A 15176-nucleotide genomic window follows, 5' to 3' on the forward strand; every position below is an offset into this window, starting at 1 on the left:
AACGAACGACCGTGTTTCCACAAATGCAGGATGCTCTGCTATTGGCGTGTAATTCGCATTAATAATATGTAAAATAAGCCGATTTGTCAATTATTCCAGTTAATTAACCATTTAATTAAAAGGTTAATTGGCGGGTGTGGTCTATCGCTCGATAAACATTGAATAATCATCGTTTTCCTTGTATAATAATAGCAGTTGCTAAGACAATGACGCAGCTTGTGTTATACCCATGGCGAGAATTATTTCCATAGTCAATCAGAAAGGCGGAGTCGGAAAAACCACCACCGCGATCAACCTGGGTGCCAGCCTGGCGGCCCAAGGTAAATACGTTTTGTTGGTCGATATTGACCCGCAAGCCAATGCCACCAGCGGTCTGGGGATCAACCATCGGGAATTGCCGCACGGCATTTACGAAACTCTGGTGTCGCCGCTATCGATCCGAGAGGTCATCAAAGACACCAATATTTACGGGTATAGCATCGCGCCCTCGACCATGTCGCTGGCCGGCGCCACGGTCGAGCTGGTGGATTTACCCCGCCGGGAGCATCTTTTGGCCGATAATTTGAAGGAAGTAATTCACGATTACGACTATATTCTGATAGATAATCCTCCCTCACTTGGTTTATTGACCATCAATGGCTTGGTAGCCTCCAACGAGGTGTTAATCCCGGTGCAATGCGAGTATTACGCGCTGGAGGGCTTGAGCCAGCTGATGAACACGATTAATCTGGTGCGGGACAATTTACAGCCCGATTTGAAGATTCTGGGAGCCATCATGACGATGTATGATCCGCGGTACAAGCTGACCCAGGCGGTAATGGACGAACTCTATAAGTTTTTCCCAAATCGGATATTTCGCTCGGTGATACCGCGCAATATTAAGCTGGCCGAGGCGCCCAGCCACGGCCGTTCGATCCGGGAATACGCTCGGCATTCTCGAGCCGACAAGGCCTATGAACGTTTGGGCCGTGAATTAATTGATACAGAAACTAATACTAAACTATCATGAGTAATTTTCAAGGATTGGGACGGGGATTGGGTTCGTTGATTCCGGGAGCCGGAAACAACTCAGTATCGGTTAACGGCATAAAAGGCAAAGAAGTGGCCGAGATACCCCTTGAACAGATTGAGGCTAATTCCCGCCAACCGCGGGCAAAAATCGAGCGTCACGAGCTGGAGGATTTGATGAATTCCATCAAGGAACATGGTATACTTCAGCCGGTACTGGTTACCCCGACCAAATCGGGTTACCAGCTGATCGCGGGCGAACGGCGGTTCCAATCGGCTAAAATACTGGGTATGAAGACTATTCCGGCCATTGTCCGGCCGGTGGACGAACTGGAAAAGCTGGAATTAGCCCTGATTGAGAACGTTCAGCGCCAGGACCTCAACGCCCTGGATCGGGCACGGGCGTACCAGCAGCTGGTCGACGAATTCGGGTTGACCCAGGAGGAAGTGGCCAAAAAGATCGGTTTCAGCCGCAGTCAGATCACGAACACACTCCGGCTGCTGACCTTGCCGGCCGAAGTGCAGCAGGCGATTGCCGAGCACAAAATCACCGAAGGCCACGCCAAAGCCTTATTAGCCCTGGATTCACCGGCGGAACAGATCGCCTACTTGAAAAAGATTGTCGTCAACGAGTTATCAGTCCGGGATGTCGAGATGCAGGTGCGCCAGATTCAGTCTCGAACCAAAGCCCGCCGGCCATCGACTGACCCGGAGGTGGCTCAACACGAACAGGCAATAGCGGATGTGCTGGGCACAAAGGTTAAAATCCGGCGCCGAGCCGGACGGGGACAGCTGACCATTGAGTTTTATTCCGATGAAGAATACAAAGCTTTAATAGATAAACTGACTAAATAATTAAGCACCTATGGACGAACACACTCAGAATCTGGGGGGAACCGCGAGCGAAACAAACAAACCAAAGTCATCATCGGGTTGGTTAAAATGTATTTCATTGTGGTCGGTATGGGCGGCTATTTTTCTGATACCGCTGTTCTTTTTACCGTCCACGGCTAATCCATTCGATCAGAACAAGGCGCTGCTTTTCGGCATTCTGACAGTCATTGCCGCCTTGGCTTGGCTCGGTCGAATAGTGTTTTACCGTACGGGCAGTTTCGTACGCACGCCGCTCGATCTGCCGATTATGATTTTCGGCCTGTTATATGCCGTTACCACGTTTTTTTCCAAGAACTGGTACGCCAGCTTAGTCGGCCAGACCGGCTATGTGCACAATTCGACCATTGTGGTGCTGATGTTAATCATTTGGTATTTCCTGCTGACGAATTTAATCAATTCGAAGGAGCGGTTGCGGCGCGCTATTGAAATACTGCTATCATCTGGTTTCGTCGTGTCGGTGTTGGCTCTGATATATATGCTGGGCGGGCGAATACTGCATTGGGACTTCATGCAAAGCAATAGTTTCAATACCGTTTTCAATTCCAATATTATCCTGGGACTGTTTTTGATATCGCTAGTGCCATTCCAGCTAATCTGGCTGGTGACGCGTCGGCAGAATATCTGGCGCTGGTTCCTAGTGGCCTCATTATTGGCTGAAACGGCCGCATTTGTCCTGATTGACGCGAATGAGGTTTGGTATGCTCTGATTGGTGTATTGGTGGTGGTGATGGCCGCGATGATAGTACGCACGGGAAAATTCGACCCGCGCTGGGTGATATTACCCACGATCATGTTGATCATCTCGCTGTTGCTCGTGTTCATCGATGCCAGCTCACTGACCAAGCACAGCCTGCCTTCCGATATTATTCTCGATCAGGGCTCCTCGGCTAAGATAGCTGGTTCGGTATTATCAAAGGCGCCACTCTATGGTACCGGGCCGGGACTGTTTTCATACGCTTTCAACGCCTATCGTCCCGTCAGTTTCAATAATACCAGTTATTGGAGTCTCGGGTTTATCAAAGGCGGCAGCGAGTTCTGGCAGATGCTGGTGACAACCGGCGTAATTGCTACCGGCGTGTATATTCTAGTAGCGCTGATATTTCTAATATCAATAGGTCGGAAACTATGGCGCGAACGTTCCGCGAACGAAGACTGGTTGAATCAAGCGGCGCCGTATATTGCCTGGCTGGTGCTACTCGCCTTTGGATTCTACTACCCGTACAGTTTTGTGTTGGCGTTTCTGTTTTGGACGTATTTGGCACTGGGTATGCGGCACAATGGAATGGCCAAAGATTCAGTGGCACAAACGGCAGCCAGCAACACCACCAGCTTGGTCAGCTCGCTGGCCTTCTCGGTAGTAGCTGTTCTATCGGTGGCCTTCGTGTACTACGGCATTAGGCTCTGGATGGGCGACTATCATTATGCCCGCGGTAATGCCGATCTCAATGCCGGCCAATACCAATCAGCCCAAAAGGAGTATAGCAAAGCAATCGACAACATCAGCCGCCGGCCGGAATATTACTTCGGCTTGGCTCAGTCGTATATCGAAGAAGTTACCGCCTCAAACACAACCGATCAGGCGGAGATTGCTAAATTACGGGATAAAGTCACCGCTGCCATCGCGGCCGGTAATAGCGGCATTGACGTCGATCAGAATAATGTCAGTTCGTATCAGGCTATGGTGGGCGTGTACCAGCAGCTCAATGGATTCTCCCAACCGAGTCAAAAGACCGTTGTCGAGCTGTATGACAAATTGATGGCCAAGAATCCAAATAACCCGCTGGTTTGGTTGGGTTCGGGCGACGCCTTAGTGGCGTATGGTCAGGTATTGGAACAAAATATGCCTAAAGACGACGAGACCCTGAAATCTCAATATCAGACCGAAGCGCAAAAAGCCTATACGACGGCGGCTGATCGCTATCAACGAGCCGGTGAATTGAAGCCCGATTACCAGACCGCCTTGCTCAGAAAAGCCGCCTTACCGGAGCTGACCGGCGATGACGATCTGACCTTGACCCAGGTTGGCGAATTCTTGAAGAAATATCCAAACAATATTGACGCCCAGTACGAAATGTCCCAGCTTTATCTCAAAAAAGGCGATAAAGCCAAAGCCAAAGAATATTTAGTAGCGGTATTGAATCTGAATCCACAACACGCCAATGCCGGCTATCAGCTGGGCAGCATCGTCATGGAAGAGGGCGACAAAGAAACCGCCAAGGCGCTGTTTACGCGGGTATTCATCAACAATCAAACCAATCAACAAGTACGCGACAAGCTGACGGCGCTGGGTGTGAACCCCGACGATTTGCTCAAGTAAACCAAGAAAGAATATAGAACCAAAGCTCCGTCGTCAGACGGAGCTTTTCGGTAGTTTTGAGTGCGATAGTATATTACTCCCTGTCCGTTGATTTAGTGTATTTGCACGTTTTGTTGCTACAGGCGATCAAACCTTTTTTGCCGAAGACCAGAAGTGATTCGCATTCGGGGCATTTTTCGCCGGTCGGTTTTGACCACAGGGCGAATTTACATTCCGGATATTTGTTACAGGCGTAAAAGTTACGACCCTGGCGGCTACGTTTCTCAATAATTTCACCTTCGTGGCATTGAGGACAGCTCACGCCCGTTTTCTTTTCGATATTCTTGATGTATTTACAATCGGGATAACCAGTGCAACCGTAGAATGGCCCAAACCGACCGACCTTCTTTTGCAGCGGTTTACCGCATTCGGGACATTTTTCATCAATGGCTTCAGTAACTTCCACCTGGCCATCTTTGGCCAGCTGTTTGGTGTTTTTGCAATCCGGGTAACCACTACAGGCCAGGAATTTACCAAACCGGCCGATCTTGATAATCATCGGTTTACCGCACTTGTCGCAAACTTCGTCAGTCTGGCTTTCGGTTAGGTCTTTCTTGGACAATTCCTGCTCTTTCTGGGCCAGGGTCGCCTTGAACGGCTCGTAGAATTCCTTGATCACCGGCGTCCAAGCCATCTCGCCCTGGGCAATTTTATCCAGATCTTCTTCCATGTGGGCGGTGAACTTATAATCAACGATATTGCCAAAGTGTGTCACTAAAACGTCATTAACCAGCTGGCCGATCTCGGTAGGCTTGAGGCGTTTCTCCTCCTTTTCAACATATTTACGCTCCACGATTGTGGAAATAGTCGGGGCGTAAGTCGAGGGGCGTCCGATGCCGTATTCTTCCATCGCTTTGACCAGCCCGGCTTCGGAGTAGCGGGCGGGCGGCTCAGTAAATTTTTGTTGGGGATCCAGTTTCTCGAGTTTAACTTTTTCCTGGTCCGCCAAAACCGGTAAAATTGCGTCTTTCTGGTTGGTCTGGTAGATTTTCTGATAGCCGTCGAATACGATCACCGAACCGTTGGCGCGGAATATATCGCCGTTCTTAGTACTGATATCGACGGCGGTCTGCTCGAAGACGGATTCGGGCATCTGTGATGCTACCGCTCGGCGCCAGATCAGGTCGTACGTTTTCCACAACTTTGGTTCCAGAAACTCTTTGACTGATTCCGGTGTGCGGCCGACATCCGAGGGACGGATAGCCTCGTGAGCTTCCTGCGCCAGTTGCTGTTTTTTAGCGAAGGTGCGCGGTTCCGGCAGCGCGTACTTATTACCCAGTTCCTTAGTTAAGTAATCCTTGGCTTCGTTTAAAAATTTAACCGAGAGATTGACCGAATCGGTTCGCATATAGGTGATCAGACCGACCGAGCCGGCGCTGCCCAATTGCATACCTTCGTATAACTGCTGGGCAAAATACATGGTTTGGCGTGATGAATAGCCGAAGCGCCGGTTGGCCTCCTGTTGCAGTGTAGATGTGGTAAACGGAGGCAGGGGCGAGCGCTTGGCCTGCTTCTTGTCCACTCGGCTGATGTGATATTCGGCCGTCTCAAGACCGGCTACGATTTTCTTAGCTTCATCGCCCTGCGATAATGAAAACTTATCTAATTTCTTGCCCGCTTGTTGCACCAACCGTCCGGTTATATTTGGTTTGTTGCCATTGATTTTGGAAAACTCCGCTTCGATCGCCCAGTACTCTTGGGGTTTGAATTTTTCGATTTCCTGCTCGCGATCAACGATCAGACGCAGGGCGACTGATTGCACCCGTCCAGCTGATAAGCCCTTGGCCACTTTTTTCCAGAGAAAAGGAGACAGCTCATAGCCCATTAATCGGTCGAGGACGCGCCGAGCTTGTTGGGCATCCACCAGGTTTTGATCGATTTTACGAGGGTGGGTAATTGCATCTTTGATCGCCGACTCGGTAATTTCATGAAAGGTGATCCGCTGTACTTTTTCTGACGGGGTATCGAGCAATTGGGCCAAATGCCAGGTAATCGCCTCGCCTTCGCGATCTTCGTCAGTCGCGAAGTAAATCACAGCGGCTTTTTTGGCGGCTTTTTTCAGTTCAGTCACTTTCTTGCGGCTTTTGGTCGGAATGACGTATTGCGGCGCGAAATCGTGTTCGATATCAATGCCCATCTTGCTTTTGGGCAGGTCGCGCACGTGGCCGTTGGACGATTGAATATCAAAATCTTTCCCGAGAAACCGGGAGATAGTCTTGGCTTTGGTGGGTGATTCGACGATGACGAGATGTTTGGGAATGAGTTTGGGCATGATTCTAAGTCTAGATGTTGAGTGTGTAAACGTCGGGTCCAACCGGGCGGATTTTGCCCGAAACCTCTAAAAACGTTAACGTTGAGTTAATGACGCTAATACCCAGTTTACACTGATCGCTGATTTGGTCAACTGATAGAGGCTGTTGGGCGAGTAATTCGAGTATCACAGCTTCGTCTGGATTGGCTGGAACCGGTGGCGGTTTTCGCGCATGACCGGTTTGAATGGCTGGTCGGTAATTACCGGTTGCTCGATAAGATTCCCAGATATCTTCCGCACCGGTGACCGGCCGCGCGCCTTGCTTGATCAGCCGGTTGGGACCGTAAGCATTTGGGGAAAACATATCGCCCGGTACGGCCAGTACATCGCGGTTTTGTTCGAGTGCAAACTGGGCGGTAATCAGCGCACCCGAATGTTCGGGCGCTTCGACTACCAGCACCGCTTGGCTTAAGCCGGAGATAATCCGATTGCGGGCTGGGAAGTGGTGGCGTAGCGGTTCGCTTCCCAGAGGATATTCCGATAGAATCAGCCCACTCGACTTGATTATCGCCTCGGCCACGTGGCGGTTTTCAGTTGGGTAAATCTGATCCAAACCACAGCCCAGCACGGCCCAGGTGCGCAGTTTATTGTCCAATGCGGCTTGGTGCGCCACGGTATCGATGCCCAATGCCAAGCCAGAAACAATAGTCAGGCCAGAGCCGGCCAGCTGGCTTACTAATTGTTGGGTGGAGCGCCGACCGTACAAAGATGTCTTTCTGGTGCCAACTACACCCAGAAAATTACCGGAGGCGCTTGTTAGATTACCGCGATAGTATAGAAGGGTTGGCGGGGCGTATATCTGTTTCAATAACGCCGGATATTCACCTTCATCGGCAGTGACAAAACGACAATCAAACCGTGTCAACCGGGTTAATTCAGATACCAGATCAATTTTGCTTCTCTTCTCCACCAACCGACGCGCTGGTTTTGGCGTCAAACCAGCCTGAATCAATTCGGGTTCACTCGCCGACCAAGCTTGGGCTAGCGAACCAAAGCGCTGTCGCAAAGCGATAATAATATCCAATTGGGTACAGCCGGCCAGCGTTAATGCCAGCCAATACTCACGTTCATTGAATGCCATAAAACAGGGTGAATCACCCTGACGCCACTACTAGTTTAGCAGATTCTACAAAACTGACAAGAAAAATAGAATCAAGATTAGCTAAACAACATTACGCAAAACGTTGGATTGAAATATTGGCAAACCTTTTCGCGAAAACCTGCCCGCTCGTGTCTCGCAGTGGCAGGCGGGGGTGAAAAGGTGCTAATATTGGCTTAATAATAGATGGTACCGTTGACATAGTTGAGTGTTTACACTAACATCACATATTCTGGCTCTTTAATAATTCTGGCAGTCTTAGCCAATAGCGTTTGATAACATCAAGGGTTACTGGCTATGACTGCCACAAAAGTGGTGGCCCTCTGGCAATGTGTTCAAAACCCAAAGGAGGCCAGCCATGTCGAGAACCAAGTCGTGCGCTAAGAGTGGGACTGTGGAGGTTGGGTTGGAGGTTCTTTCTTTCCATAGAGTTTGTAAAGTGATAAACAACCTGAACAAGAGGCTTGAAGGCATGGTGGGGCCAGTGTGGCTCCGCGCGCTTGAGGAATTACTCCTTCAAAACCCATGTATCAACATTCAAACGACAATGACCGTCGAGATAGTCACCGACGGGCGGGATGGTAAACAGGCCGTCGAAAACCTGGAGCGGGGTGGCTATCAAGTGGAGGAGGAAGTGAAGGAACTTATTCGTGGTGGTGTGTTCTCCGCCACGGTTGGCAAGACCTACAAGCTCGCCGTGGTTTACAGCGAAGAAGGCGCCACCAACCAGAACATAAGAGCCAAGGCAGCCGCTCGTGGTTACCTCACGCCACCGATGGAGCTCGCGTCTTACTTGCGCGAGTTATTCACGAACGCGGATCTTATGCTGATGGGCGTCTGGGATCTCGTCCTTATGCACGAGCCCGTCGCCCATTCGAGCGGCTGCCCGGTTATGCTCGGTGTCAACCGTCATGGCGGTGATCGTACGCTGGGCACCTACCTTGGTCGTCCTGGCGGCAAGTGTGACGATGAGGTTGCTTGCCTATTCCTTGTCCCAAGTGACGAGTAAAGTACTTGGGTTTCGATTCAACGACCCGCACTGGCTACACCGGTGCGGGTTTTCTTTTTATAGTGTAGTCAAAATACTTAACGCAAACCTCCCCCATACTCACCGGCTTATTCAAATAACACAAAGTGGGCTGGTACTACAAACGGTCCTCTCCTTAATTAAGGAGGGGACGCGTTGGAGTATCATGCTATACTTGAAATTGCTTTAGGGTTTGTGAGTATGGGGGAGGTTTGCGTGTCGGTTTACTCTTCCTCATCTTCATCAATCGGCTCGGGTTTGACTCGGAAAATCTTAATTACCTTTTCCAGGCGCTCGAGCCAAGGCTGGGGCAATTTGGCCAAATCGATCTTGATCTGATTTTCACCCAGCACCCAGTCGGGATTCATATCGAGCAATGACTTGATTTGCGGCGGGGTGTAAGTTTCGGAGAATTTGATCAACAAACGATTGGTCGGTACGCCGTACTCAGTGCGCTGGACGGTTTCAATGCCGTCGATCTTGGTGTCCTGGGCGATAATTTTCAGGCGCAGTAACTGTTTCAAGTTCAACACATTGGGCGGCAATTCGCCGTACCGCTTGGCCAGATCCTGGAAATGCACTTCCAGTTGATCGATGTCGGCAATCTCGGTTAACTCGCGGTATGCCTGTAACCGCTGTTTCTCGTTATTGATGTAATCAGTCGGTATGGTGATGGCTACCGGCATATCCATCATGATATCGCGCAGGACTTTGACCGGCTGGCCCGTCTCCAGTTCGGTGACGGCCTGGTTAACCAAACGGAGATAGAGGCTCAAGCCCACCGCGTTAACCCGGCCGTGTTGTTCCCGGCCCAGGATATTGCCTACGCCGCGAATTTCCAGGTCGCGCATGGCCACCTGGAAACCCGAACCCAGTTCTTTGGCTTCCATCAATGCTTGCAAACGCTTCTTGGCCTCGCCGGTGACTTTGCGCTGCGGATATAGAAAATAAGAAAATGCCTGGCGCTGGCCGCGTCCGATCCGGCCGCGCAACTGATATAATTGGGCTAAGCCAAACCGGGTGGCGTCTTCCACCACCAGCGTATTAACGTTGGGCAGATCCAATCCGTTCTCAATGATGCTGGTAGCCACCAGGATGTTGGTTTCATTCAAGTCAAACTCCGACATAGTCTTGGCTAGCTCGTTTTCCGGCAGGCGGCCGTGGACAATGCCGATATTTGCTTCTGGAATCAACTTCTTAATCTTACTGGCGGCCAGATTGATGGTTTCGACGCGATTGTGCAGGTAATAAGCCTGTCCGCCGCGGCGCAACTCAAACATCAGCGCCTCTTTAACTGTCTCATCGGAAAACGGCGCCAGCGCGGTTTCGATCGGCTGCCGGCCTTCCGGCGGAGTGCGAATCACGCTCATATCGCGCAAAGCGGCCAGCGCGAGATTGAGCGTGCGTGGAATCGGGGTGGCGCTCATCGTGAGCACTGGCGTACTGACCCGGATGCTTTTTAATTTCTCCTTATGCCGAACACCGAAACGCTGCTCTTCATCAACGATGATCAGACCGAGATTTTTAAAGTCCACATCTTTCGAGAGCAAGCGATGCGTGCCGATAATAATGTCGATTTCTCCGGTTTTTAGTTTGGCCACTGATTCTTTTTGCTGGGCGGCGGTTTTGAACCGGCTCAATGACTCGATAGCTACCGGAAAGTTCTTCAAGCGCTGCACGAAAGTATCATAGTGCTGTTGCGCCAAAATAGTCGTGGGAGCCAAAATGGCCACCTGGCGCTTGTTCATGACCACTTTGAAAGCCGCCCGGATTGCCACTTCGGTTTTGCCAAAGCCGACATCACCACAGACTAATCGGTCCATTGGCCGGGCGTTTTCCAGGTCTTCGTTCACGTCCACGATCGCCCTCATTTGATCGGGTGTTTCTTGGTATTTGAAGCTCTTACCCAGCTCCACCTCGGCCTGAGTCATGCGCTTGCACGGTTCAGTGCGGGCGTTTTGGCGCTCGGCGTAAAGTTTGAGCAATTCATCGGCGATCTTTTTTGTTTCAATCTTGATCCGGCGCTTGAGCTGGTGCCAGGTAGAATTTGACAGCCGATGGACGATGGGTGAGTCGGAGCCGATATATTTATCAATCTTGTAGGCCAACTCAATCGGCACGGACAGCTTGTCGTTGGCGGCGTATTCGAGTTGGAAATATTCCTTGGTGATACCATCGATAGTGTGCGTGGCCAAGCCTTTGAATCGGCCAATGCCATGGTCGAGATGGACTACGTAATCACCCGGGGTCAATTCGGCGATGAAGCTGACGTCGAGGCGCTTGGCCCGGCGGTGGCTGGGCGGTTTAATGTTGGTTCTTTCACTCCGGCCATACAACTCATATTCGGTTATTAAGACGGTTTTTTCTTGGGCAGAAATGAAGCCCAGCTCCGGTGTCAGCAGGGGGCTAAGGTCGATATATTTTACGGTCAGGGGCGCTTGCTCGTTACGTTCTTTTTTCCAGAGCCGTTCAATATCGTGCGCCAGGTTTTTGGGAGAGTAGATATTCCAATGCTGATTTTGCCAGATGGCCAGTTGGTCGAGGAAGGCGTTGATGTTTTTATGAAACAGGGGCGCGGCGGCAAAGTCAAATATGTTTTGATGCTGACGCCGACCTGGTAAAGTGTGGAATATGATCCGGGGCTGTGCGCTGATCTCTTTTTCTATTCCCGACCACTGTGAGCTAGAGCGGGCGATATCGTCCGGGTCGCTGTAAATATGAATGTTCTGGCATTTGAACGCTAGATCCAGATAATCGCGCAAGGAGGATTCGGTAGCGGTCTGGTCGATACGAGCCGGCAGAATAAATGCTTCACGAAGCAAACGCTGAGTTTTATTGGAGGCGCTTTCAATAATATAGATGTTTTCAATCGTTGAGTGGCCGAACTCAATCCGATACGGCCAGCTGGTATCGGGTGGAAAAATGTCGACGATATTGCCGCGGCGGGAAAAAGTTCCCGGCGCGTCCGCGGTCACGTTGAAATCGTAACCAATCAAAACCAGCTCGTGGGACAGCTGGGCGGGGGAGGTGATATCGTTTTTTGTTAACTGTAGCGCTTGTTTTTTAAATAACTCCGGTTTGACGAACGGGTGGGCCAGATATTCAACCGGTATAATCAAGAATGAATCTGTGCCCTCGATCAGTTCCCACAGGCAGAGCGAGACATTATCCCGGCCGAATAGGCGCACTTTGCGATCATATCCCGCCTCTTTAAGCCAAGCCGTCAAAAGACTGGCCAGAATCTGTCCTTCGGCCAAATTACCGACATACCACAAAACCCGCCCGTCATTTAGTCTCGGGGAGCGCAGTCGTGACAATAAAAAACTTTTGGCGGAAACAGACGAGGTGCCGGTCACGTGAAAAACGTCACCGGTATCCGGTTCCAGGATGAATTCCTTTTTCATATTCTAAGGTAATGATAGCACAGTTCCTGTAAAGACGCAATATTTATTCCGGAAAAAGCGTGCCCGGCTTCATAATCAAGCTGAAATTAGGCCAATCTTCAGGTGCCGGGCGCTTGACAAAAACAGCTATTATGCTAAGATGCCCCACTATGTGACTGGCCGGTCAGAATTGGTTGGCCGGTTTCTACCTGCAAGTGGCGAACCGGCGGTAACCCCTCCTTAACTGCCTAGTAGCCAATAAGTCAGGATCCGCCCGATTTCGGGTTTATTCTGCGCTTGCGGGTAGTGACTGGATAATCAAGGCTGACTGACTTCGGTCAGCGCGGCTGGTTCCAGAAGCAGTCTGGTCGTTCGGTTGGGTGGGGTAGTGATGGGAGGTTGATGTTTCCCCGGCATCTTGGGCGACCAGCCCTATTTCCGCGTCAATACGACGTACGTGTTCATGGTTCTTTGCGGACATAATTAGGGGCGAGACCCCACATCCGCAGATATTCCAGCGTCTTACATTCTATGATTCCCGCGAGGATCTGATGTCGGGCGCTTTTCTTATTGAAAGTAAGAATTAAGAAGTAACAAGTAACAAGGAAGGAAGCTCCCGTAGCGGGAGCTAAAATGATTTATTAAAATAAATAGGAGAGACAGAAACCAACACATTAAAACCCATTGACGCTTAAAAACTTTTTATCTGTCCAACCTATTTATAGATTACAGCGGCATCATTGATAGTAATCTGATCGGTCACGTCTCCAATCTGATACCAATATACGCCATTACTTCCGAAAGCATAAGAAAAAACTTCGTTCGGTTCGATCATAACGTCATTATCCTGATTGGCAAAGTCGGCATGAAATCTGACAGCGTGGTCGGTTAAATTGCGCCACACGACCGTATTGGGATTGGAACACTGGCCACGATTGATTGTAAAGCCTTGCATAGACAGGCCGTCTTTCATGTACAAGTTGGTGTTTTTGTATTCTTCGGAATTGAGCAGCCTGTAATCAATAGTAAACTTTTCTGCTTGTTTACAGCCATTACGATCGGCAATTATTGACCACATAAATAACGTGGCTATAGTCGCTACAATAACCAAACATGCCAGAAGAAATGTTCTATTCGGGTGTAACCTTGATATGATTATTTAAACATCAGTTAAAATGATTCATCGCCGTCGGCAGGCCCTGCTCGAGCGCGAGAATGATGGCTTCAACGGTACGGCCGACCAGCTCGGGCAATTTGGCGGCTTGTTCGGCTGACCAGGGATTGAGCACGTAGTCGCCGGTGTCGTTGTTCTGGATCAGGTGCTCGTTGTCCATCGGTCGAATGCCGAACTTAAACCGCGGAAAGCGGTCAGTGCCCAGCTGTTCAATCACTGACATGACGCCTTTATGACCCGCGGAAGAACCAATTGCCTTTATTTTCATGGCGCCGAATTCAATATCGATATCGTCATAGACCAGCCAGATATTCGAGGGATCGATTTTATAGTAGCGCGCAATCATACTGACGGATTCACCGGAGTCATTCATGAACGTGGTCGGCTTGGCCAGATAGATCCGGTGATGCTGGTGGGTGGTTTTGCCGAGTTCAGCGTGGAATTCCTTGTCATCACGCAGATCCGTGCCGAGGCGCCGGGCCAGGGCATCGACCACATTAAAGCCGATGTTGTGGCGTGTGTGAGCGTACTTTGGCCCGGGGTTACCTAGGCCGGCGATGAGTTTCATTGTCGTCCTTTATATTGGGTAAAATTAAACTGCAGTGGCGCACCGGTAAAATCGAAGTGTGCCCGCAGCGTGTGTTCAATATAGCGATAGTAGAATTGGGGCAGACTGCCGGGCAAATTTGATTTGATCGTGAAGGTGGGCGGTTCGATACCGGTCTGGCTCATTTTAAGTTTGGCTGGCTGGGTACGCTTGGCGGTGATCAGCGGCGCGCGCTGTTTGCGCTGGAGCAGATCGGTGATTTCCAACAGGGCGGCCGGATCCACCCAGCGCTTCATGGCATCCTGCACCAGTCCGGCCATAGGCAGAAGCTTGGCGACATTCCAGCCCGACTTAGCGGATAGCGGCAGGATCGGCGCCCAGTTCAGGAATGGCAGAGAACCGCGAATTACCTCACTGATGGCGACGGCGGTTCGCTTATCTTTTGGGACCAAATCGGCTTTGTTAGCCACTACGACCAGGCCTTTATGCAGGTCGGCGATGGTTTGAGCCAGGCGCTTATCCTGGGCGCTGACATTTTCGGTTAGATCCAGCATCAATATGGCTACGTCGCACTGCTTTATGGTCAGGGTAGTTTTGGCCTCGCTTTCCCGCTCCAACGGACTTTCCGGTCCGCGGGCATTGCGAATCCGAGCCGAACGGCGCAGGCCGGCCGTGTCGATCAAACAGTAGTCGCGTCCGTTGTTTTGCAGCAGCTCGTCATGCGATTCGCGGGTGGTGTAGGGCGTCGAGGCGACAATCGAGCGTTCCTCGCCCAGCAGGCGATTAAATAGAGAAGACTTGCCGACATTCGGCCGGCCGATCAGGGCCAGTTTCACGGCGTCGACGGGCGGCCGGGGGACCAATGTCGGCTTCATATGCGCCACGATAACGTCGAGCAGGTCGCCCGACGACCGGCCGTTCAGGCCGGAGACCATGGCAATTTCCGGCAGTCCCAGTTTGTGGTAGTCGGGACTGCAACGGCGCTCCTTTTGGGTGCTGTCGATTTTATTGATCACCAAGATAGCCGGCCGTTTCATTGCCAGAGCGGTACGAGCCGACTGCCGGTCGAGCGGCGTGGGATCAACTTTGCCATCTACCATCACCAAGACAACATCGGCCGTCTGCATCGCCCGCTTAATGTGTTTGTGAATATTCTGCTCGACTTCGCTATTGGGATTGGTATCAAAACCGCCGGTATCGATCAGCTTAAAGGCAATGCCGCGCCATTCCACGATGGCGTGGTTGCTGTCCCGGGTCGTGCCGGGTATGGCAGATGTTATCGCTTGAGATTTTTCGATCAACCGGTTAAACAGGGTTGATTTCCCAACATTGGCCCGTCCGATAATAATTGCGTTGGGTAGGGAGGTCATAAAATAA

General features: G+C 50.8%; 11 protein-coding genes. 4 read left to right on the plus strand and 7 right to left on the minus strand.

Features of this window, described 5'->3' with window-relative positions:
- The first annotated feature begins 229 nt into the window (after nt 1-229).
- Genes WC734_05470 through WC734_05480 form a run of 3 tightly spaced genes read left to right on the plus strand, consistent with a single transcriptional unit; the run spans nt 230 to nt 4219 of the window.
- Nucleotides 230-1009: an AAA family ATPase gene (locus WC734_05470; protein MFA6198564.1), complete on the plus strand. Its 780-nt coding sequence runs from the start codon at nt 230-232 to the stop codon at nt 1007-1009.
- Nucleotides 1006-1863, plus strand: a complete 858-nt coding sequence (locus WC734_05475) for a ParB/RepB/Spo0J family partition protein (protein MFA6198565.1) — start codon at nt 1006-1008, stop codon at nt 1861-1863. The genes WC734_05470 and WC734_05475 overlap by 4 nt, the downstream gene beginning before the upstream one ends.
- A gap of 10 nt (nt 1864-1873) precedes the next feature.
- Nucleotides 1874-4219, plus strand: coding sequence for a hypothetical protein (locus WC734_05480; protein ID MFA6198566.1), 2346 nt, complete (start codon nt 1874-1876; stop codon nt 4217-4219).
- Nucleotides 4220-4292: 73 nt separating this feature from the next.
- On the opposite strand, the gene topA is transcribed toward WC734_05480, so the two are convergent.
- Together topA and dprA are read right to left on the minus strand one after the other, a co-directional pair.
- Entirely contained in the window at nt 4293-6530 is a 2238-nt protein-coding gene (gene topA, locus WC734_05485; protein MFA6198567.1) for a type I DNA topoisomerase, read from the minus strand.
- 10 nt (nt 6531-6540) lie between these two features.
- Complete coding sequence (gene dprA, locus WC734_05490) at nt 6541-7650, minus strand: DNA-processing protein DprA (GenBank protein MFA6198568.1); 1110 nt, start codon at nt 7648-7650, stop codon at nt 6541-6543.
- Nucleotides 7651-8107: 457 nt separating this feature from the next.
- Here dprA and WC734_05495 point away from each other — a divergent pair, with 457 nt between their 5' ends.
- Nucleotides 8108-8677, plus strand: coding sequence for a hypothetical protein (locus WC734_05495; protein ID MFA6198569.1), 570 nt, complete (start codon nt 8108-8110; stop codon nt 8675-8677).
- Nucleotides 8678-8919: 242 nt separating this feature from the next.
- Here the strand turns inward: WC734_05495 and mfd are convergent, their stop codons facing one another.
- The 5 genes from mfd to der all read right to left on the minus strand — a co-directional run bounded on the left by mfd (nt 8920) and on the right by der (nt 15169).
- Nucleotides 8920-12099: a transcription-repair coupling factor gene (gene mfd, locus WC734_05500; GenBank protein MFA6198570.1), complete on the minus strand. Its 3180-nt coding sequence runs from the start codon at nt 12097-12099 to the stop codon at nt 8920-8922.
- A gap of 265 nt (nt 12100-12364) precedes the next feature.
- On the minus strand, nt 12365-12559 hold the full coding sequence (locus WC734_05505; GenBank protein ID MFA6198571.1) for a hypothetical protein: 195 nt from the start codon (nt 12557-12559) through the stop codon (nt 12365-12367).
- Between the two features lie 234 nt (nt 12560-12793).
- Complete coding sequence (locus WC734_05510) at nt 12794-13156, minus strand: hypothetical protein (protein ID MFA6198572.1); 363 nt, start codon at nt 13154-13156, stop codon at nt 12794-12796.
- 88 nt (nt 13157-13244) lie between these two features.
- A complete protein-coding gene (pth, locus tag WC734_05515) occupies nt 13245-13820 on the minus strand; it encodes an aminoacyl-tRNA hydrolase (protein ID MFA6198573.1) in 576 nt (191 codons plus the stop codon).
- Nucleotides 13817-15169: a ribosome biogenesis GTPase Der gene (gene der, locus WC734_05520; GenBank protein MFA6198574.1), complete on the minus strand. Its 1353-nt coding sequence runs from the start codon at nt 15167-15169 to the stop codon at nt 13817-13819. The genes pth and der overlap by 4 nt, the downstream gene beginning before the upstream one ends.
- Between the last annotated feature and the right edge of the window lie 7 nt (nt 15170-15176).

It is taken from the genome of Patescibacteria group bacterium, from assembly GCA_041661625.1.
In the GTDB taxonomy this organism is placed as follows: domain Bacteria; phylum Patescibacteriota; class Patescibacteriia; order JAHIZJ01; family JAHIZJ01; genus JBAZUB01.